13 protein-coding genes are annotated in these 21417 nt (G+C 41.9%); 5 read left to right on the top strand and 8 right to left on the bottom strand.

The genetic code is table 11. The features are described from left to right. Positions 1 to 271: 271 nt before the first annotated feature. Positions 272 to 3712: a PAS domain-containing hybrid sensor histidine kinase/response regulator gene (locus tag D0907_RS03620; protein ID WP_065978042.1), complete on the top strand. Its 3441-nt coding sequence runs from the start codon at positions 272 to 274 to the stop codon at positions 3710 to 3712. 12 nt (positions 3713 to 3724) lie between these two features. Here D0907_RS03620 and D0907_RS03615 read toward each other — a convergent pair whose 3' ends face one another. Further along, positions 3725 to 6367 (bottom strand): DUF2339 domain-containing protein, encoded by a 2643-nt coding sequence (locus D0907_RS03615; RefSeq protein ID WP_118844026.1) that lies wholly within the window; start codon positions 6365 to 6367, stop codon positions 3725 to 3727. A gap of 459 nt (positions 6368 to 6826) precedes the next feature. Between D0907_RS03615 and purU the strand changes: the two genes are divergently transcribed. Beyond that, positions 6827 to 7657 (top strand): formyltetrahydrofolate deformylase, encoded by an 831-nt coding sequence (gene purU, locus D0907_RS03610; RefSeq protein WP_118844025.1) that lies wholly within the window; start codon positions 6827 to 6829, stop codon positions 7655 to 7657. Between the two features lie 51 nt (positions 7658 to 7708). Here the strand turns inward: purU and D0907_RS03605 are convergent, their stop codons facing one another. Together D0907_RS03605 and acs are read right to left on the bottom strand one after the other, a co-directional pair. Next, positions 7709 to 8359, bottom strand: coding sequence for a response regulator transcription factor (locus tag D0907_RS03605; RefSeq protein ID WP_118844024.1), 651 nt, complete (start codon positions 8357 to 8359; stop codon positions 7709 to 7711). A gap of 96 nt (positions 8360 to 8455) precedes the next feature. Next, positions 8456 to 10396: an acetate--CoA ligase gene (gene acs, locus D0907_RS03600; protein ID WP_118844023.1), complete on the bottom strand. Its 1941-nt coding sequence runs from the start codon at positions 10394 to 10396 to the stop codon at positions 8456 to 8458. A gap of 271 nt (positions 10397 to 10667) precedes the next feature. Between acs and D0907_RS03595 the strand changes: the two genes are divergently transcribed. Next, positions 10668 to 11837, top strand: coding sequence for a DcaP family trimeric outer membrane transporter (locus tag D0907_RS03595; protein ID WP_036970793.1), 1170 nt, complete (start codon positions 10668 to 10670; stop codon positions 11835 to 11837). Between the two features lie 138 nt (positions 11838 to 11975). After that, positions 11976 to 14099, top strand: a complete 2124-nt coding sequence (locus D0907_RS03590) for a TonB-dependent siderophore receptor (RefSeq protein ID WP_118844022.1) — start codon at positions 11976 to 11978, stop codon at positions 14097 to 14099. Positions 14100 to 14635: 536 nt separating this feature from the next. On the opposite strand, the gene recA is transcribed toward D0907_RS03590, so the two are convergent. After that, the gene (gene recA / locus D0907_RS03585) at positions 14636 to 15682 is read right to left on the bottom strand and encodes a recombinase RecA (RefSeq protein ID WP_036970796.1); all 1047 of its coding nucleotides are present in this window, start codon (positions 15680 to 15682) and stop codon (positions 14636 to 14638) included. Between the two features lie 58 nt (positions 15683 to 15740). Next, positions 15741 to 16238 (bottom strand): CinA family protein, encoded by a 498-nt coding sequence (locus D0907_RS03580; protein WP_036970798.1) that lies wholly within the window; start codon positions 16236 to 16238, stop codon positions 15741 to 15743. 21 nt (positions 16239 to 16259) lie between these two features. Between D0907_RS03580 and mutS the strand changes: the two genes are divergently transcribed. Next, positions 16260 to 18830: a DNA mismatch repair protein MutS gene (gene mutS / locus D0907_RS03575; protein WP_118844021.1), complete on the top strand. Its 2571-nt coding sequence runs from the start codon at positions 16260 to 16262 to the stop codon at positions 18828 to 18830. Positions 18831 to 18925: 95 nt separating this feature from the next. Here mutS and rpoS read toward each other — a convergent pair whose 3' ends face one another. Genes rpoS through D0907_RS03560 form a run of 3 tightly spaced genes read right to left on the bottom strand, consistent with a single transcriptional unit; the run spans position 18926 to position 21411 of the window. Further along, on the bottom strand, positions 18926 to 19909 hold the full coding sequence (gene rpoS, locus D0907_RS03570) for an RNA polymerase sigma factor RpoS (protein WP_036970803.1): 984 nt from the start codon (positions 19907 to 19909) through the stop codon (positions 18926 to 18928). Positions 19910 to 19966: 57 nt separating this feature from the next. Beyond that, on the bottom strand, positions 19967 to 20791 hold the full coding sequence (locus D0907_RS03565; protein ID WP_036970808.1) for a peptidoglycan DD-metalloendopeptidase family protein: 825 nt from the start codon (positions 20789 to 20791) through the stop codon (positions 19967 to 19969). Positions 20792 to 20832: 41 nt separating this feature from the next. Continuing rightward, complete coding sequence (locus tag D0907_RS03560) at positions 20833 to 21411, bottom strand: YqaA family protein (protein ID WP_065978037.1); 579 nt, start codon at positions 21409 to 21411, stop codon at positions 20833 to 20835. Positions 21412 to 21417: the final 6 nt, after the last annotated feature.

Raw genomic sequence — 21417 nt, 5'->3', positions numbered from 1 at the left:
GTTTACGTAAACTGCAAAGCACCTTTTGTTAATCAATAGTAAAAAACTATATTTAACAATAAGTTAACCTACAAATATAAATGAGAGAAATAACCAAAATAGTAAAAACGAATGATCTGCGACATTAGTCTAATAAAAAGGCCAAAATAAAATTAAGCATTAAATATCATAAACTTGTAAAAATTGATTTTTAACAAATCAAAATCAACACATCGAAATCAGCTTTAATTCTGGTAAGGTAGTGGTATTACAATAATGACTGAATTTGAACATGACTGCTGCGCTTATTTTTGTTGCTCTTGCCTACATTGGTGTATTGTTTTGGTTAGCAAACTGGGGGGATAAAACCACGCCTCTGGCTAAACGCATTAGCCATCACCCTTTTGTTTATTCGTTTTCATTAGGGATTTACTGTACATCGTGGACTTACTATGGCTCAGTCGGTACTGCCGCCACCAGCAGTTGGAATTACCTTCCTATTTTAATTGGTCCTGCGCTGTTATTTTTCTTTGGCCAAGGCTTTTTACGAAAACTGGTACTTGTTAGTAAAAAACAAAATATTACGACCATTGCCGATTTTATTTCTGCTCGGTATGGAAAAAGACAAACAACAGCAATCATGGTCACAGTTATTGCACTGTTGGCGACCATTCCTTATATCGCGCTGCAATTAAAAGCCCTTAGTAGTAGCTTTTTATTATTACAAAACGACAACCGTATCTCAGGGTCAATGTTAGCGCTGTCAGCAACACTAATTATGGCCATGTTTGCAATATTTTTTGGGACCCGTAAGGTCGATGTTACTGAATATCGCTCTGGGTTAATGCTGGCTGTTGCGTTCGAATCGATGGTGAAACTATTAGCTTTAGCTGCAGTGGCTGGGCTTGCCTTATACACGTTATTTAACTTAAACACCGTACAAAGCGAGCAGTTAACTGGGTCATTGTGGCAGCACTGGCATAATTTTGACTTTTTTAGCTTTAATTTTATCGGTCAATCGTTAATGGCCGCGGCGGCAATAATCTGTTTACCAAGACAATTCCATGTAACCGTTGTTGATAACCAAGATAAACGCCATCTTTATACCGCCCGCTGGGCTTTTCCGCTTTATTTATTGCTTACCGCTGCAATGATTTTCCCTATTGCCACAGCAGCAATCCATCCTGGTATCGGCAGTGGTTTTTCACCCGACAGCTTTGTATTAGCCCTGCCTTTAATGCACGAAAATGCGTTTTTAACCACCTTTGTATTTATCGGTGGATTATCGGCAGCCACCGCGATGATTGTCGTCGCGACACTCACACTCAGTACTATGATCTCAAATGATGTGGTGTTGCCATTAATGTTGCGTCGCAAATTTAAACGTAACCTCATCACCAGTAGCTACAAATCACAAATATTACTGGTGAGACGTTTTACTATTGCCGGTATTCTGATCCTGTCTTATTTTTATCAACAGTGGTTTGGCCATGGCAAAGCCCTCGCCAGTATGGGCTTAGTTGCATTTTCGCTTGTATCTCAACTACTCCCTGCCATTGTCGGTGGCTTATATTGGCGTAAAGGTCATGCTTACGGGGTATATGCAGGGTTACTTGCAGGCTTTATATGTTGGGTGTTATTCCTCATGTTACCGATTTTAGATGCCGGTAATAGCCTAAATGCAGAACTACAACAAACCCTTATTACGCGCGGAACACTCATTGCGTTGTTTGCCAATATTGGTTGCTATATAAGTTTCTCGTTAGGGGCTGATGAGCGTTTAATTGATAAAATTCAAGCGGCTGCATTTGTTAACCCAAAAGAACAAGCGGTGTTTGCACGGCGTTTAAATAAAAATGTAAAGGCCACTGTGTACGACTTTAAAGTACTGCTACAGACCTTTTTAGGTATTCAACGCAGTCAGCAAGTACTGGCGCATTTCGCTTTAACGCACAAGCTAGATGATAATAATGCCCACCCTGCCCCTGAATTTATCGCCTATTGCGAACGCGCTTTAACGGGTGTATTGGGCGCGTCATCGGCGCAAGCGCTTATTCATACTGTCGCTTCTGGTAAACGAATGGCCTTTGAAGAAGTGGTAAACTTCTTTGACGAAACAACACAAGCTCTGCAATTTAATCAAAACTTATTATTCACATCACTTGAAAACCTCAGCCATGGTATTTCGGTTGTCGACAAAGAACTCAATTTAGTCGCGTGGAACAAGCGTTATGCCGAAATGTTTAACTACCCCGAAGGGTTCTTAGAGGTGGGTCAAGCCATTGAAGAAGTGATTCGCTACAACGCCGAACGCGGTGAATGCGGCCCCGGTGAAATAGAGCGACACGTAGAAAAACGTGTACAACACCTTAAAAATGGCAGTCCACATCACTTTATTCGTCATCGCCGAAATGGCCAAGTATTTGAAATGATAGGTAACCCATTACCTGATGGCGGCTTTGTGACCAGCTTCTCTGATATTACAGCGCATATCGAAACACAAAATGCCCTTGAAGAAGTGAATATGGATCTTGAAAATCGGATTGAAGCACGCACGCAAGAAATCCGAACAATCAATAGAGATCTACAAGCACAAATAGACAGCCGAGTACAAACTGAGCAAGCACTTACTTTAGCTAAAAAAGAGGCCGAGCAAGCTAACGACAGTAAAACCCGATTTTTAGCACTCGCAAGTCACGACATACTTCAACCGCTAAATGCTGCCCGCCTGTACTTGGCGGCAATTGATGATAAGACGCTTTCAAGTAACAATTTAAATAACTTTGAAAAACTGGGGGCAAGCCTCGATTCAACTGTCCACTTAATGTCGGCACTGCTTGAAATAGCCAAGTTAGAACAAGGCGCAATGACCCCAACGCCTCGCCACTTTAGCATTGATGACATTTTAGCCCCGTTGAAAAATGAATACGCCATCATGTCGAGCGAAAAAGGTCTTAAGCTTAAAGTGCGATCAACCGGTGTTATTGTACATAGCGACATCACTTACTTACGTCGTATTGTTCAAAATCTTGTTTCAAATGCTGTTAAATACACTAATAGCGGCCAAGTTTTGATTGCGTGTCGCAAACGAAAACATCATTTAAGAATCGAGGTATGGGATACCGGCCCTGGCATTTCAGAGCTAGAACAAGCGAAAATCTTTAATGACTTTTACCGCATTGAAGCGGGCGATAATAAAGGTGTTGGCCTAGGTCTTGGGGTCGTAAAAAGAATGGTCGACCTTTTGTCTTTGCGTCTCGATGTAAGCTCAACACCCGGCAAAGGAAGTCGCTTTAGTATTGAAGTACCCTACGGAGACAGTCAATTTATACAACAAAAAGAGACACCGAAAAAAGGCGTTGAGAATCGTACAGCCATGAATATTGTGGCTGTTGATGATGACCCCGAAAACCTGCATGCAATGGCAAGTTTATTACAAAAATGGCAAGCAAATTATAAGCTATTTGAAAATGTCGACACCGTACTTGCGTATGCCAAAGAACATCGCGCACCCGACGTGATTCTAATGGATTATCAGCTTGGCCATGATTGCGACGGCATTACCTTAATAAAAACACTTCGAGAGATTTGGCAAAGTCCTGTTCCTGCCATTTTAATTACCGCAGTGCGTGACGAAGCCCTAAAACAGCAAACCAAAGCCGATAATATTCACTACTTGAGCAAACCAGTGAAACCGGCAAAATTAAAAGCGCTGCTTAATCACAGCACTTAAATGACCCCATTATTAAGGCAAAGCAACGGGCTTTGCCTTAAACTTTTGAAATAACCAGCTCAGTGCCACTAAAGATAATCCCAGCCCTATAAACGAGACGGCTCTTAACAGCCCTGTTAAATTTGCCATATCAATCAAAAATACCTTTAATACCACCAGCGCTAATAAACCAAGCCCTAGCTTTTGCACCGTAGCCAATGACTTTAAATGACCCATCACTACCACTAAAGCACCTATGATCAACCACACTAATGAATAGCTATAAAGCTCAGCATCTGAGGTAGGCTGCGCTAAGTTAATAAACTCACCTTGCCAGTTATGGCGTATTTCTGCATTAATATACAGTGCGGTGAAAGCACCCGCTAAAATATAAAATGGCTTCAGTAAACGGGAATTAATAGACCTAGTTAATTGACCTGCCCATACACATATTAATGCAGGCACTAACCACACAAGCAGTAACCAGTTAAAAACAGGCATTTGACCAATGCGTATCTGTGCAAAGAAAGGATTTAACTCCATGAATAAAGTAGCAGCGAGTAACCCTGCAAGTGTCAGTAATCCTAACCCCGCTAGTTGGTAAAGTTTTACCATTTGCTGCGTATACCGAGCACGCAGTAAATATACACACCCTAATACCCCCCAATTACACGTAAGCAAGATGTGCTCGTACACTGACAGGTTATTAAAATCAGGATAATGCCCAACCAATTGATAACTGGTCTCTGTGGTAACAAATAAAGCAATACAGTGTAAGCCTGCGCCTTCTAACCAAACCCTCAATGGCTGCTGTTGCCAAAACCTTGCAGCCCAATAAAATAACCCAGCACACAAAGGATAGACAACAATACTCCAATGAACGCCAAGCAATACTGCATCACTGTAACTTGGTGTCCAAGGTGCTAAGCTTAAGCGTACCAACAAACACGCTATTAACGCTTTTAATGGCCACATTGGTAAACGCAGTGCATGCTTATTAATATAAAAGCTAATTAATACAACCTGCATAGCTAATGCAAGCGTCAAACTACTTCCTTCAAGCAACATTGTGAGCGCTAAGCTGATGTTGCCATTGCCACCTAACCAAAAACAAAAAACCTGTAAGGGCTGCTTGCTACGCACCGCTAATTTAAATAACAGTGCACTGACCCCCAATAACACCGTACACCAGAGCGGATAAGCATCTGTAAGCGCATTATTTGGCGTAATAGCATACAAGCAACCAATAATCACAAAGCTCGACAGCGAAGCTATCAGCGAGAATCCTAACCGCTGTGGATATTTGCGTGCGAACAGCAAACCATAACTAATAAACAGCGCGATAAAAAACAGCCCGACTCCGTAGTTTTGCCTAAACACAAAAAGCTGCTCGGTAAAATCAACGCTATTACGCTGGCTAATTAATAACAGCACAACACAGCCGACTGCAATCGCTAACCAACTATCCCACGCGCTGTTTTTAAGCACTAAAAACAACAGCACACTGACCATTAACAGACTACTAAGTTGCCAAGTGAGTAACGCATTATTGCTAAACATCAAAAAACCAAGCGGCGCTAAAATCGCTATAAGCAATGGATTATCGGGTAGTTGCTTAAGCTGCTTTATGAAACGCTGAGGGCGGTGTTCTATTTGAATAAACTTAAGACCCAAACGCACAATCGCAATCAGTAGAAAGATACTGAACACAGCGTATACGTTAATAAACCACAGAATATTATGTGAAGCGCTTACTGCCACTAACCAATACCAACCAAGGTGTCCAGTCCAGAGCAAATACCAAAGCCACTGACGTTTCACATAATGAGCCACCAAAGAGGCCGAAACACTCACAAAGCCAACATAGGTCAACAAACCAACAAAGTCGTTACTCCCTGTATTCACCCAGACCGGCACACTGTAAGCACCAATAATACCAATAGCCGCAAGCAGAGGACCAAAGCGCAATGCCATCCAACTGGCAGCCAACGACACCAATGTCAAAATAGCGAAGGCAGGCAAAGGCGCTAATAATGCATAGTGGGTATAAGCAAGTAATGTTAAAGCAAAACAACTGATAAAGCCGCCACTGGCAAGCGCTGCCGGTATATAGTTATTAAAGCCTTCAAACACTATTCCTTTACGGTGCAAGTACTCTGCTGCCACAATTAAACTTACCCCAAAAACAGCGCCTAAAGTTAATCGCATCGTTTCTGACAAGAGCCCTGCTTCTAGCGAATAACGGGCTAAAAAGATTCCGCCAAAAGCAAGTGCAATAGCCCCAACCCAGGTCAGCCAATTAGTTTTAAACACTGAAATAAGAGAAGTGATAAACTCAAACGGAGCGGCTTTCTCTTGGGTAAGTATTGGCTCATGAGACGCCCCCTGAGGCTGCCGTGCTGCAGAGAGCATTGGCTCAACGTGCAACGAATCAATCGTTGCTGTTATTGTTGAATGCGAAGCTGTGTTTGTTGATTGTGATGAGGTTCTTGGTACATGCTGTTGAAATTCAGTATCCGTTTGCGGCTTATCGGGCCTTGGTTCAGCAAGCTTCTCTCTTAATAACGCGACTTCTTTTTTTAAAACAGATAGCTGAAATAAAGCAATTATTCCTGCAACAGAACCGCCGAATACCACTAAAACAAGCAATATTAATAACGCAATACCTTCATCCATACCCAATCCTTGTCTCTGCTTTAACAACATAAAAGCGTTCATTGTTTATACAATAAACACTTAGTAAGAGTAAAGCGATGGTCGTTTCGCGTATTTTTCTATTAGCGAGGGTCAGCTCCCATTCGCTCAAACATCATTTTATAGTTTAAGTTATACCATCATGCTCTATCCTCGCTATTTTCGCCCTTACCGAGTTACGTTGCTTAAAAACGACGCTCTGTCGGCTGTGTTCACGTATCACATAAGATGCGTGCACTTCATTCACAACAACGTGTTGTTGGCTCATCGGGTTAAACCTCAACACTATTGCATGTAATATCAATAGTTTCAGCGCTTTGACTGTTATAAAGCTAGACTAGTCTGTTTAAAATTAATTATTAGATAGTCGAAATTGCGCTATGCAGCGCTAAAAAATTAGCAAATAATAACGTTCACACAAATGGGATTAGAATGAGGACTATGAACACGATTTTAACAACACAATGCGATGATGATGTGGGTCTAATTGCCAAGATCACCGGTCTTTGTCATCAACATAATTTGAATATTACCCGTAATAACGAATTTGTAGACAAAGATGCCCAACGCTTTTTCATGCGCACCGAATTAAGCGGGGTTATTTCAGATGACTTTTTACCAAGCCTTGCTGAGCTACTTCCTGATGGCGCAGAGCTTGCCTTACACAGCAGCGAAAAAACCAAAATCGTCTTATTGGCCACAAAAGAAGCGCATTGTTTAGGGGGAGTATTACTTAAACAATTTGAAAAAGCGTTGAATATAGAGGTATTAGCTGTAATTGCTAACTATGCAGACTTAGCGCCATTGGCAGCAGGTTTTGGCGTGCCGTTTCATGTTGTTTCACACGAAGGCTTAAGCCGTACTGAGCATGACCAAAAAGTGGGTGATTTAATTGCCAGCTACCAGCCTGATATTATCGGCCTTGCCAAATACATGCGTATTTTAAGCCCTGAGTTTGTGGCACGCTTTGAAGGTAAAATTATTAATATTCACCATTCATTTTTACCTGCCTTTATTGGTGCAAAACCCTACCACCAAGCCTTTGAACGTGGGGTAAAAATCATTGGTGCAACCGCTCATTTTGTTAATAACGAACTCGATGAAGGGCCAATTATTTTGCAAGATGTGACGCATGTTAGTCATGCGGATACCGCAGAGATGATGGCAAAAATGGGTAAAGATGTTGAAAAAACAGTATTTTGCAAAGCCTTACAGTTGGCCTCTGAACATAAACTGTTTATAAACGGTAATCGAACAGTGGTGTTTGCTTAAGTAATGAATGAAGAGGCTGCTCGCCTCTTTATTATTTTTATTATCTAATAACTAGTTCGATTCAATAGGATCAAGTTGAAGTTTTGAGGCAATAAGCACGGCTTGAGTACGGTTGTATACGCCAAGTTTTCTGAAAATGGCCGTAATATGTGCTTTTACTGTCGCTTCAGAGATATGTAACTCATAAGCGATTTGCTTATTTAACAAACCTTCATGCAGGTACTGCAGCACTTTATATTGTTGTGGGGTTAGTGATGCCACCTGAGCTGCAATTTCTTTGTCTTCGCCATCAACGGCTGCTACTTTATCTTTAAGCTCTGCTGGTAACCACACATCGCCTTCTAGAATATGATTAATCGCCATTGCGATATCATCCGATGATGATGATTTAGGAATAAATCCCATCGCACCGTATCCCATTACTTTCGACACAATATTAATGTCTTCACTCCCCGACACAACTGCAATCGGTAAGCTTGGGTAATCTTCGCGAATACGAATAAGGCCGTATAAATCGCCATTTCCTGGCATGTGAAGGTCTAGTAGTAAGATATCAAGATCTTCTTGTTCGCTTAGCAATTGCAATGTGGTATCGAAGTTTTCCGATTCAAATACTTCCAAATCCGTAAACTTAGTACTCAATGCCCCTTTCAGCGCTTCACGAAATAACGGATGATCATCCGCTATTAAAAACTGACTCATGGTTCACTCCTAATAAATTCGGCTGACACCTATTTCTAAGTGACAGCCGATATACTACGTTTAGAATCAACTTCTAATCAAGTTTTTAACGCGTTTTTAACGATTTAATCTATTCTCGATTAGCTCATCAACCACACTCGGATCGGCCAGTGTTGAAGTATCACCCAACTGTTGGTGCTCATTAGCGGCAATTTTACGTAAAATTCGACGCATAATCTTACCTGAACGTGTTTTTGGTAAACCTGGCGACCATTGAATCATATCTGGTGATGCAATAGGACTTAGCTCTTTACGAACCCAGTTACGCACTTCTGCGGTTAATTCATCGCTCACTGTGACGCCTTCATTTGGCGTGATATACACGTAAATACCTTGGCCTTTGATGTCGTGCGGGTAACCCACCACGGCAGCCTCAGCAACGGCTTCATGAGCAACTAAGGCACTTTCAATCTCAGCCGTACCTAAGCGGTGGCCCGATACATTCAGTACGTCATCAACACGCCCAGTGATCCAGTAATAACCATCTTCATCACGGCGACAACCATCCCCCGTGAAATAAACACCAGGGTAAGCAGAGAAGTAAGTTTGTTCAAAACGCTCATGGTCACCATACACGGTACGTGCTTGTGAAGGCCAGCTATCTAAAATAACCAAGTTACCGTCAACCGCACCTTCAAGTGTATTGCCTTCTGCATCATAAAGCGCAGGTGCAATACCAAAGAATGGACGAGTTGCAGAACCAGGCTTCATGTCTGTTGCACCCGGCAATGGTGTGATCATGATGCCACCCGTTTCTGTTTGCCACCAAGTATCAACAATTGGGCAATTCTCATTACCGATATGCTCGTAGTACCATGCCCATGCTTCTGGGTTAATAGGTTCACCCACAGAGCCCATAATACGCAGACTTGTGCGTTTTGATGTCGCTGTTGGCTCATCACCTTTTGCCATCAACGCGCGAATAGCGGTTGGTGCAGTGTAAAGAATAGTGACATTGTGTTTGTCGATTACTTCACCCATACGACCTGCAGTTGGGTAAGTGGGTACACCTTCAAATACCACTTGTGTACAGCCGTTAACTAATGGGCCATACGCAATATAACTGTGACCCGTGATCCAACCAACATCAGCACTACACCAGAAAATATCGTCTTCTTTTAAATCAAATACATATTCATGGGTCATTGATGCGTAAACAAGGTAGCCACCCGTGGTGTGAACAACACCTTTAGGCTGACCAGTAGAGCCCGATGTATAAAGAATGAAAAGTGGATCTTCAGCATTCATTGGCTCTGGTTCACATTCTGCCGGTAAATCTGCCACTAAATCATGCCACCATACGTCGTGGCTGTTCCACTCTACTTCACCGCCAGTTAACTGGTGAACAATCACATGCTCAACTGTGGTTACTGAATCTTGTGATACCGCTTCATCAACATTTGCTTTTAATGGCACGCAGTTACCAGCGCGACGACCTTCATCAGATGTGATCACGACTTTTGCACCTGAGTCATTAATACGGTCAGCGATTGCTGATGGAGAAAAACCACCAAACACAACAGAGTGAATCGCGCCAATACGAGCACACGCTTGCATGGCATAAACAGCCTGCGGAGTCATTGGCATATAAATCGCTACGCGGTCACCTTTTGTAACACCCAGCTTTTTAAGACCATTTGCTAATTTTGCAACTTCATCGTGCAATTGTTGGTAGGTAATATTTTCGCTTTGCTCTGGGTTGTCTCCTTCCCAGATAAGGGCTGTTTTGTTTGCTTTAGCAGCGAGATGACGGTCGATACAGTTATATGAGGCATTAAGTTGGCCATCTTCAAACCAACGAATATTGATATGGCCTTTGTCAAATGATGTGTTTTTAACTTTAGTATAAGGAGTTGACCAATCAAGACGCTTACCATGCTCTCGCCAAAATCCTTCAGGGTCATCGATAGATTGCTTGTACAGTGTATTATATTTATCGTTATCAACTAATGCGGCATTCTTGATATGCGCGGGAACTGGATAGATACTTTGTGACATTGTTGTCGTCTCCATTTTAATTACTTGCCTTCGGCCTGCTTCAAGGATCACTCAGCAACGCCCCTTAAAGTATTAGACCTTAGTTGTATATCTCGCCAAATAGCTAAAAACTTCGTAATAGCCACCTATAATCTACTCCAATATGTTGATGTAAGCGATTTATCGCTATGTAACACCTTAGTCTAATAGACCAATAGATAATTGAGAGAAGTCATTTCTTAAACAACAGTGATACAACAACACACAAATAGCTTCAACAGGAATAGACATTATGACAACAACAAAAATAACCGCTTTAAAGACCCTCACGGCATCGGCCGTGTTATGCGCACTAACAGGCACTGCAAGTGCTGCCACTTTAGGTAATACCGATATCACTTATGGCGGTTATGTAAAGCTAGATGCGATGTGGAGTGACTATTCATCAGGTGTTCCAGATGGTACCAGCATTGGTCGTGATTTTTATGTACCGAGTACAACTCCCGTGGGACCTGACGTTGACAGCGATGCAGTCTTTGATATGCATGCCCGCCAATCGCGTTTTAATTTTGGCACTGCAACAAAGTTAGACAATGGTAAAACTGTTAACACTAAAATCGAAATTGACTTTTTAGCCTCCGCACCGGGTGGTAATGAACGTGTTACCAACTCCTATGCTCCGCGTATTCGCCAAGCTTTTATCACGTATGATGGCTGGTTATTTGGTCAAGCGTGGTCAAACTTTCAAAACGTAGGCGCACTGCCAGAAACGCTAGACTTCGTAGGCCCTGCAGAAGGGACCGTTTTTGCCCGCCAATCACAAATTCGTTACTCAACGGGCAACTGGTCGTTCTCTGTTGAAAACCCAGAAAGTACAATTACGACCCAAGGTGGCGCACGCGTTGCAACGGATGATGCATCTTTACCTGATTTTACCGCGCGTTATGCTCATAAAGCAGACTGGGGTGAATTAGTTTTTACAGGTTTAGCGCGTCAACTAACCTATAAAAAGAATGGCGTCGATGCAGACGAAACATCCTTTGGTATTAGTGCATCGGGTAAAGTTAATTTTGGTCAAAACAACCTCAAATTCATGCTGACACAAGGTTCAGGCTTAGGTCGATATGTTGGTTTAAACGTAGCACATGGTGCAGTACTTAATGGTGATGAACTAGATGCCATCGACTCAACTTCAGGCTTCATTGGTTATCAACAACACTGGAATAGTCAGTGGCGTTCAACTTTCCTTTATTCATTTTTCTCAGCAGATAACAACACAGATCTGTTAGCTATTTCGGGTGATCCTACTAAAACAAGTCAAAGCTACAGCGCGAATATTTTATACTCGCCAGTAAAGAAACTCACATTTGGTGTTGAACTGAAACATGCTGAACGAGAATTAGAAAGTGGCGCTGATGGTGATATGGACCGCCTTCAATTTTCTGCAAAATACGTTTTTTAAGTATAAAAATAGTTTTACTTCCTGAGCGGCTCCGGCCGCTTTTTTTATTAAAGCCCCAAAAAGCAAATTGCAAATCATTTTCATTTAGATTAAATTACGCATTAATTTAAATCATCATTGAACTATTTGGAAATTTGCATGTCATCAACTAAATTTTTGCGCTTGTCACAATTAAGCATAGTGACTTCAGCTCTTCTTAGTGGCTACGCTTTAGCAGAACAACCAAAAGAAGAACCTGCGATCGAAAAAATTGCTGTCTACGGTCAACATCACAAAAACTATATTACCGAACAAGCTCAATCAGCGACCAAATTGGGCTTAACCATAAAAGAAACACCTCAGTCTATCTCTGTTGTGTCTCGTGCGTTGATGGATGACTTCTCACTTGATGATTTAAACTCAGTACTTGAAAGCACCCCGGGTGTGACTGTTGAGCAAATTGAAACCGATCGCACCTACTTTAAAGCTCGCGGCTTTGAAATTACCAACTTTCAAGTTAATGGCATGGGTTTACCCCAAGATAATGGCTCTATTCAAGGCACACTTGATACCTCTATATACGATAGTGTCGAAATTGTTCGTGGTGCTAATGGCTTAATGACTGGTGCTGGTAATCCATCGGCAACGGTCAACATGGTATTAAAACGCCCAACATATCAAACACAGGTCAATGCATCAGTGTCATATGGCTCATGGGATAATAAACGTCTTGAACTTGACGCATCAACGGCTATCAACGATAACCACGCAGTGCGTGCCGTATTTACAAAGCATAAAACAGACTCTTATCTTGATCGCTACGAGCAAGATAAAACAATTTATTACTTAGCATATGAAGGCCAACTGACTAACAGCACAGTCGTAACAGCTAACTATATTAAACAAAATAAAGACGCAGACAGCCCTCTTTGGGGGGCGTTACCACTTTATTATAGCGATGGTACTGCGACTAACTTCGATGTATCAACTAGCACTGCATCCGATTGGTCATACTGGAACAACACCACCGAGCAGTTATTTTTATCCATTGAGCAAGCAATCACTAATACTTGGTTTTTAAAAGCCAGCTATGCACACTTAGAAAATGAGCAAGACTCTGAGCTTTTCTATGTTTATGGCACGCCTGATAGAGAAACAGGTTTAGGCTTAACAGGTTACGCAAGTGAATACGATCATAAAGATAAGCACGACATTTTAGATATCTATGCAACGGGTAAATTTAATTTATTTGGTATGGAGCATGACCTATCGTTTGGTGTTAACCAAGCAGACATGGATTATAATGATAAATCTCTTTATGACCGCACCACAGGCAATGGTTTCCCTAAAATGCCTGAACTGGGTGGTTGGAACGGAGTTGCACCAATTCCAACACTCACTGATGGTTTAACAGGAGCAGATCTGACTAGCCGTCAACGTTCAGCTTATATTTCAACACGCATTAGAGCCACCGATTCACTTAGCTTCTTAGCAGGTGTCAGCCAAGTAAATTGGGAAACTGAAGGTGAGTCATACGGGAAAGCGAAAGATAAAGACAGCGATCAAACCGTGCCCTACTACGGTGTTGTTTATGATATCAACGAGCGCTTTTCAACTTATGCAAGCTACACAGAAACATTTGTGCCGCAAACTGAGCGTGACATAAATGGTGACTATCTCAACCCTATTACTGGTAAAAGTAGTGAAGTGGGTTTAAAAGCACAATTACTTGATGACAACCTGTTTGTCACTGTTGCCTACTTTGATGCAGAGCAAGTGGGTCTTGCTGTAGCAGTACCAGGATCCTTACCGGATGATACACGCTACTATGGCGCAGACGGCATTAATAGCGATGGTTTTGAACTAGAACTTAGCGGTCAAATCAATGAAACATTGAGTGCAAGTTTTAGCTATAGCAACTTAAACATCGATGGTGATGAGCTGGTAAAAGACTACACGCCAGAAAATCAATTTAAACTTGCGCTAACTCACAAAGTGCCTGAAGTTGATGGCTTAACCTTTGGCCTAAATTACCAATGGCAAGACGATACGCAACGCGTACAGGTCCGCGATGCTGATACTAATGCACCGCAAATAACCACTCAGCAAGATGCCTATGGTTTATTAAGCTTAATGGCCACTTACGATATTAACGACAATGTTAGTGTTAACTTAAATATTAATAACGTCACCAACGAAAAGTACCTTCATAGCCTATTCTGGGCACAAGGTTACTATGGTGCGCCACGTAGCTATGCTGTTTCATTCAACTGGCAGCTTTAATGAGTGCCAAGTTTGAAACGATAAGCTCTAAACTTTAAGAATTTAAAAGCCGCACACTGTGCGGCTTTTATATATCTACTCGTTGCAGCTGGTTTATCCCGCGTTGACAGATTGAATCCCTTATATCCCCTTACCTTAATTCCTAAAATTGTTCACTTATAGCATTCCGCTTAATTAAGTGGTCTATTTTGAGGCAATAAAACCGCGTTGATAACAAGGCAAAAATTTAGTTATTTAGTTATTTAGTTATTTAGTTATTTAGTTATTTAGTTATTCTAAATCAGAAATTTTTAACGAAGGTAGCGACTGGTTAAATCACTCAAAATGATCAAGTATTTTTGCAAAATGGTATTAATTAAGTGAACTGGTATAGGCCCGTCCCTGTAAAATAGTCGCTACAGCCAGCGCAACTTTTCACCTATAAAAACGGCTCAGTGCGACTATTATTCGCCCATAAAAAAACCGCTAACTAAGTAGCGGTCTTTTTGTGTTAAGGGCGGGTCAAATCACGCTTAACGATACACAGTAAAGGTGTTTTATAGCTCGTCTTCAGCTATCAGGCCAACATCTACACCGTCTTCAGGCTTAATAGTTGCTTGAAGTAATAGCATTTCACGTAACTTACCTTCAATCTCATCTGCGATCTCTGGGTTGTCTTTTAAGAACTTAATTGAATTTGCTTTACCTTGGCCTACTTTATTACCGTTGTAGCTATACCAAGCACCTGACTTTTCAACAATCTTATGTTTAACACCTAAGTCAATTAATTCACCGTGTTTAGAGATACCTTCACCATACATAATGATGAACTCAGCTTGTTTAAACGGCGGTGCAACTTTGTTTTTAACAATTTTAACGCGGGTTTCGTTACCCACAACTTCATCACCCTCTTTCACCGAACCAATACGACGAATATCAATACGTACCGATGCGTAGAATTTAAGTGCGTTACCACCCGTTGTTGTTTCTGGGTTACCAAACATGACACCTATTTTCATACGGATTTGGTTGATGAAAATACACAAGGTGTTCGAGCGCTTAATATTACCCGTTAATTTACGAAGGGCTTGCGACATTAAACGAGCTTGAAGACCCATGTGTGAGTCACCCATGTCGCCTTCAATTTCAGCCTTTGGTGTTAATGCAGCAACCGAGTCAACAATAACCACGTCAACCGCACTTGAACGAACAAGCATGTCACAAATTTCTAATGCTTGCTCACCAGTATCAGGCTGAGAAACAAGTAACTCATCAATGTTTACACCTAGCTTTTGTGCGTATACAGGATCGAGAGCATGCTCAGCATCAACGAATGCACACGTTTTGCCTTGCTTCTGAGCTTCAGCGATAACTTGTAGCGTTAGCGTTGTTTTACCTGATGATTCAGGGCCGTATACTTCAACGATACGTCCTGCTGGTAAACCACCTATACCTAATGCAATATCAATCCCCAGTGAACCTGTTGAGATAGCTTCAATATCAAGGGCTTTGTTGTCGCCCAATTTCATAATTGAACCTTTACCAAATTGACGTTCAATTTGTGATAAAGCAGCGTCCAACGCTTTTTGTTTGTTATCGTTCATTCTGTTCTCCAAATCCGGCTAATGCAGACAGTATACTGTATGAAATCACAGTATCAAGCTAATTTTCTGATTTTATTATCTCGATAACTTTTTCTATTGAATAAACAATAGCTTGAGCTCTAACACTGGCTCTATCACCGGTAAAAACATGTTTGCTTGGGTAATTTTTTCCTGCAAAATGCACGCAAAACCACACCAAACCAACCGGTTTATCCCGGGTTGCCCCACCGGGGCCCGCAATACCCGAAATAGCAATCGCAATATCTGCCTTTGCAGCCTTCGCAGCACCTGACGCCATTTCTAAAACAGTTTGCTCACTGACAGCGCCAAAGTTCTGTAAAGTCTCGTTACTCACACCAATTAATTCATGCTTTGCTTGGTTGCTGTATGTAACAAAAGCACGGTCAATATAATGAGAACTTCCTGGTGTATCTGTTAGCGCATAGCTCACGCCCCCGCCCGTGCATGATTCAGCGGTAGTGATCCATAAGCGTTTATCCGTTAAAATAGCTCCTAATTTCGCAGCAAGTGTTTTAATCTCTTGATGTAATTCCATATTCAGCCTTTGGGTAAATACATGTCGTTTGATCTTTATGCTCCACACACTATAAAACAACAAACACCGATGATGCAGCAGTATCTAAAAATAAAAGCCGAGCATCGTGATATTTTATTGTTTTATCGTATGGGTGATTTTTACGAACTCTTTTTTGATGATGCTAAACGTGCAGCTCAACTTCTTGATATTTCTCAAACTCATCGCGGTAAAGCCGGTGGCGATCCTATTCCAATGGCCGGCGTACCTTATCACGCAGTAGAAAATTACCTAGCACGCCTTGTACAAATGGGTGAATCGGTTGCTATTTGCGAACAAATAGGCGACCCAGCAACCAGTAAAGGTCCGGTAGAACGTAAAGTCGTGCGCATTGTAACACCCGGTACTATTTCCGATGAAGCCTTACTGCAAGAGCGCCAAGATAACTTACTCACAAGTGTGTGGCAAAATAAACACGGTGTTTACGGCATTGCCTACCTCGATATTAACTCAGGCCGTTTTAATGTACTTGAAGTGAATACTGACGAAGCATTTAGCTCAACACTGCAACGCCTCGCGCCAGCCGAACTGCTTTACAGTGAAACGTTTGCCAATATTCACTTAATCGAACATATTAAAGGGGCTCGCCGTCGCCCAGAATGGGAGTTCGATTTAGACACCGCACAACACCTCTTATGCGATCAATTTGGCACCAAAGATCTAGTTGGTTTTGGGGTTGATAAAGCCCATTGCGCTCTGATTGCCGCGGGCTGTTTAATGCAATATGTAAAAGACACTCAACGCATTGCTCTGCCACATATTCGCGCCATTACCCTTGAGCAAAACGAACACGCAGTGATCTTAGATGCTGCAACCCGTAAAAACTTAGAGCTCACTGTTAACCTCTCTGGAGGCTATGAAAACACCTTGGCACAGGTGCTTGATAAAACCGCTACAGCAATGGGGTCTCGTTTATTAAAACGCCGAATTCATACCCCTGTGCGCAGTAAAGATGAGCTTAACTCACGCCTAAATGCGATTAGTGCGATCATCGATGCTCAACTGTGCGGCGAACTGCACGAATCATTAAAACAAATTGGTGATATTGAGCGAGTTATCGCGCGCCTTGCATTGTGCACAGCCAGACCTCGTGACTTAACGCGTTTACGTAGTGCATTACAAGCGCTGGCACCACTGCATGAGCTACTTAATGATGCCAGCGATCCACGCATTAACCAGATCATCGCACAGTCACAAGAATTACCAGCGCTGCAAGATCTCCTAGAACACGCAGTCATTGAAACACCACCGGTACTTATTCGTGATGGGGGAGTTATTGCCCCAGGCTATAATAGTGAGTTAGATGAATGGCGTGCGCTTAGCCAAGGCGCAACCGATATCCTTGAAAAACTGGAAGAGCGCGAGCGTGAACGCACAGGCATCAGCACCTTAAAAATTGGCTACAACAAGGTGCATGGCTTCTTCATTGAAGTTAGCCGTGCTAATTCACACTTAGTCCCTGCTGATTATATTCGTCGTCAAACATTAAAAAATAACGAACGCTATATCATTCCTGAGTTAAAAGAGCATGAAGACAAAGTACTCGGTAGCCAATCAAAAGCGTTGGCTCTCGAAAAACAACTTTATGAACAACTATTTGAATTTATAGCACCGCATATTGAGCAGCTACAAACGATGGCTGCGGTACTGGCTGATTTAGACGTTCTTAATAATTTAGCTGAACGTGCGCAAGCGCTCAACTACGCCAAACCAACACTGTGTGATAACGACAATATAAGCATAAAGCAAGGGCGTCATCCCGTTGTTGAGCAAGTAATGAAAGACCCCTTTATTGCCAACCCTGTCGAGTTAAGCAACGACCGTAAGATGTTGATCATCACAGGGCCAAACATGGGGGGTAAATCAACCTATATGCGTCAAACTGCGTTAATTGTACTCATGGCACATATTGGGTCTTATGTCCCTGCTGACAGCGCAGAAATTGGCAATATTGACCGCATTTTTACGCGTATTGGCGCAAGTGATGATTTAGCATCAGGGCGTTCAACCTTTATGGTTGAAATGACAGAGACAGCGACCATTTTAAACAATGCTACGGCGCAATCTTTGGTCTTGATGGATGAAATAGGACGCGGTACTTCGACCTATGATGGCCTGTCTCTCGCCTATGCTACGGCCGATTATTTAGCCTCAAAAATTGCCGCAAAAACCTTATTCGCCACCCATTATTTTGAGCTAACTGAACTGGCCGAGCAGCAGCAAGGATTGGTTAATGTTCACCTAGATGCGATTGAGCATAACGACACTATTGCCTTTATGCATACCGTGCTTGAAGGTGCAGCAAGTAAAAGCTTTGGTTTACAAGTTGCCGCGCTTGCCGGTGTACCAAAAGCCGTTATTCAGCAAGCAAAGCAAAAACTAAAAATGCTCGAAAATCATCAGCCTGTTACAGCCCCTGTGCAACAACAGCAAGCACTGGCGTTTGACAATGAACCCTCTGAACTTGAGCTAACTTTACAGCAGCTCGACCCAGACAGTTTAACACCAAGACAAGCACACCAGCTGTTATACCAATTAAAAGATTTACTTTAATTGCGTGCATAAAAAAAGCTGACAATATGTCAGCTTTTTTGTGTGTTCTAGAGACCCGAAGGCCTCATACCTGAGTCAGGTATATTGTTGTCAACTCAAGTAAATTGGTCAAACAGGCTATCTGTACTTAAGCCTTCGTGTTGCAAAATATCTTTTAAACGACGTAATGCTTCCACTTGAATTTGTCTTACACGTTCACGTGTTAAGCCAATTTCACGACCGACATCTTCAAGCGTTGAAGGCTCGTAGCCAAGTAAACCGAAACGACGTGCAAGTACTTCGCGTTGTTTTGGGTTTAATTCACCAAGCCAATCAACAATGTGTTTGTTGATGTCATTATTTTGTACTTCGCCCTCAGGACCAGAGCCTTTTTCGTCAGCAATGATATCGAGTAAGGCTTTGTCGTTTTCGCCTCCAATTGGCGTATCAACCGACGTGATTTTTTCGTTTAAACGTAGCATTTTAGTCACGTCTTCAACGGGTTTATCCAGACACTCTGCAATTTCTTCTGCGGTTGGTTCGTGGTCAAGTTTTTGTGTTAGTTCGCGAGCTGTTCTTAGATAAACATTCAGTTCTTTTACAACATGAATAGGTAAACGAATTGTTCGTGTTTGATTCATTATGGCACGTTCAATCGTTTGACGGATCCACCAGGTTGCATAAGTTGAAAAACGAAAACCACGTTCTGGGTCAAATTTTTCAACAGCGCGAATCAGGCCAAGGTTACCTTCTTCGATAAGATCTAGCAGCGCAAGACCTCGGTTGTTATAGCGGCGAGCAATTTTCACCACTAAACGTAAATTACTTTCTATCATTCGTTTGCGAGAGGCTTCACAGCCTTTCAATGCTTTACGCGCAAAAAATACTTCTTCTTCTGCACTTAAAAGAGGAGAAAAACCAATTTCACCCAGGTATAACTGTGTCGCGTCTAGGTTTTTGACGACTTCGTCTTTTGTAAAAATTTCATCATCGTTGTCGACTTCTTCGAGTAACTCAGATGAATCATCTTCAACCATCGTGTCATCAAATTTATCATCAACTGTTTCAGTTGTTTTCTCAAGTTTTGCTGTGTGACCCATAAGCGTCCTCCCGAGCAAATATGTGATTGAGCTAAATCACTTTATCAATACCTTTGGCTAAGGTAGATACTTAGCAGGATTGACTGCTTGACCTCGGTAACGAATTTCAAATCTTAAAGCCGTAACCGACGAATCTGAACTGCCAATTTCTGCTATTTTCTGCCCCGCCTTTACTTCCTGTTTTTCCTTTACAAGCAACTTTGAGTTGTGTGCATAAGCACTTAGGTAATCATCATTATGTTTCAGTATGATTAAATTACCGTAGCCCCTCAATGCGTTACCCGCGTATACCACAGTTCCTTGTGCAGCAGCTAAAACAGATGCCCCCTGTTTATTAGCGATTTGTAACCCTTTATAGCCATTTTCTTTTGTAGAGAAACGGCGCGTGACCTTACCCTTAGCGGGCCAGCTCCATATGACTTTTGTATTAGGATTACTATTTTTTGCACTAACTTTCTTGTTGGCTTGTTTTTGAACATACTCTCGTTGTTTTGGCTGATCAAGCTCTTTTTTTAATTTTTTGTTATTTTTTTGTATCAAAACAGTAGACTTTTTACTCGAATTCGTATATTTTTTCGTCTTTTTTTGTTTTTGTGCCGATTTTGTGAGCAAAATGCGTTGCCCAGGATAAATCGTATAAGGTGCTGGAATATCGTTTAATTTTGCTAAAGTACGAAAGTCTTTTTGAGCACTAAACGCGATTGAGTATAAAGTATCGCCTTTGTTAACCTTGTAACTTGAGCCAGAAATATTAACTTTGCGGGTAATTTGTTTTGTATGATTATCTAAACTACTAACAGGAGCGGGAGCATTACGGGAGGAGCAACCAAAGAGCAAAATACTAATAAACAAAGTAACATACACTGCTAACTGTCTGTTCATCGTAAAATGCTCCTTATAATACTAACTGTGAGTTTTAGGGGTTATCGTAGTAAAAAGTACGCAACAACAACTAAAATAACTAATCCCCAGCCAAGCGCTTCAACATATTGACGTAATTTTTGCTCCATTTTCACGCCCCCCCACTTCATTAAAGCCGACACTAAAAAGAACCGAGCCCCACGTCCAATTGCAGACGCAATTAAGAAAGGTAAAAATGCCATCTGCATTAAGCCTGCCCCAATAGTAAAAACTTTATAAGGGATAGGCGAAAACCCAGCAAGAAATACAACCCACACGCCGTATGTTTCAAACCAGCCTAGCGCAGTATCAAACTTTGCTTGCCAGCCCATTTGAGCAATTAGCGGCTCAACGACGGGCTCAAATAGCCAAAAGCCAAGCAAGTAACCTAAAATACCACCAATAACAGACGCAATAGTAGTAAAGCTGGCAAATCGCCATGCTTTATCTGGCTGAGCGAGTGACATAGGAGCTAACATCACATCTGGCGGAACAGGGAAAAAAACAGATTCAGCAAAGCTCATCCCTGCTAAATAACGCTCTGCGTGACGATGCTTAGCCCACACAAGCGCCATATCATATAACTTAGTAAACAACTTCAAAGTGTA

Source organism: Pseudoalteromonas lipolytica (assembly GCF_003515105.1).
GTDB lineage: Bacteria > Pseudomonadota > Gammaproteobacteria > Enterobacterales > Alteromonadaceae > Pseudoalteromonas > Pseudoalteromonas lipolytica.
Note: the sequence above shows the minus strand (reverse complement) of the source record. Positions and strands in the feature narration are given on the sequence as shown.

Excerpts from the sequence above, each read along its gene's own strand:
- D0907_RS03605 (WP_118844024.1), bottom strand. The coding sequence starts at position 8,359 with ATGAGTCAGTTTTTAATAGCGGATGATCATCCGTTATTTCGTGAAGCG.
- acs (WP_118844023.1), bottom strand. The coding sequence starts at position 10,396 with ATGTCACAAAGTATCTATCCAGTTCCCGCGCATATCAAGAATGCCGCA.
- D0907_RS03590 (WP_118844022.1), top strand. The coding sequence starts at position 11,976 with ATGTCATCAACTAAATTTTTGCGCTTGTCACAATTAAGCATAGTGACT.
- purU (WP_118844025.1), top strand. The coding sequence starts at position 6,827 with ATGAACACGATTTTAACAACACAATGCGATGATGATGTGGGTCTAATT.
- D0907_RS03565 (WP_036970808.1), bottom strand. The coding sequence starts at position 20,791 with ATGAACAGACAGTTAGCAGTGTATGTTACTTTGTTTATTAGTATTTTG.
- rpoS (WP_036970803.1), bottom strand. The coding sequence starts at position 19,909 with ATGGGTCACACAGCAAAACTTGAGAAAACAACTGAAACAGTTGATGAT.
- recA (WP_036970796.1), bottom strand. The coding sequence starts at position 15,682 with ATGAACGATAACAAACAAAAAGCGTTGGACGCTGCTTTATCACAAATT.
- D0907_RS03620 (WP_065978042.1), top strand. The coding sequence starts at position 272 with ATGACTGCTGCGCTTATTTTTGTTGCTCTTGCCTACATTGGTGTATTG.
- D0907_RS03595 (WP_036970793.1), top strand. The coding sequence starts at position 10,668 with ATGACAACAACAAAAATAACCGCTTTAAAGACCCTCACGGCATCGGCC.
- D0907_RS03615 (WP_118844026.1), bottom strand. The coding sequence starts at position 6,367 with ATGGATGAAGGTATTGCGTTATTAATATTGCTTGTTTTAGTGGTATTC.
- D0907_RS03580 (WP_036970798.1), bottom strand. The coding sequence starts at position 16,238 with ATGGAATTACATCAAGAGATTAAAACACTTGCTGCGAAATTAGGAGCT.
- mutS (WP_118844021.1), top strand. The coding sequence starts at position 16,260 with ATGTCGTTTGATCTTTATGCTCCACACACTATAAAACAACAAACACCG.